The following is a 348-nucleotide window of genomic DNA, read 5'->3' as shown; positions in this document are numbered from 1 at the left end:
CAGGCCGGGTACGGCGCCCGACTCCCCCAGCCGCCCGACGCGCCTTCGGCAGGCGGTGCCGAATCACCCGAGGAGCACGCGCTCCAGGTGTTGCGGCAACGGCTCGTGATCTCGGCGGTCCTGACCGGTCCGGTGATCGCGATGGCCATGGTCCCCGCACTGCAGTTCACGAACTGGCAGTGGCTCTCACTCACGCTCGCCGCACCCGTGGTGGCGTGGGGTGCCTGGCCGTTCCACAAGGCCGCATGGACCAACCTGCGCCACGGCACCTCGACCATGGACACGCTGATCTCCCTGGGCACCCTGGCCGCGCTCGGGTGGTCGCTGTACGCCCTGTTCTGGGGCACT

General features: G+C 70.4%; 1 pseudogene. It reads left to right on the top strand.

Annotation, left to right across the window (positions count from 1 at the left end):
* Nucleotides 1–348, top strand: a pseudogene (locus ACOADB_RS04190) (heavy metal translocating P-type ATPase); the annotation flags it as partial.

It is taken from the genome of Nocardioides sp. CPCC 206348 (assembly GCF_048654705.1).
GTDB lineage: Bacteria > Actinomycetota > Actinomycetes > Propionibacteriales > Nocardioidaceae > Nocardioides.
Note: the sequence above shows the minus strand (reverse complement) of the source record. Positions and strands in the feature narration are given on the sequence as shown.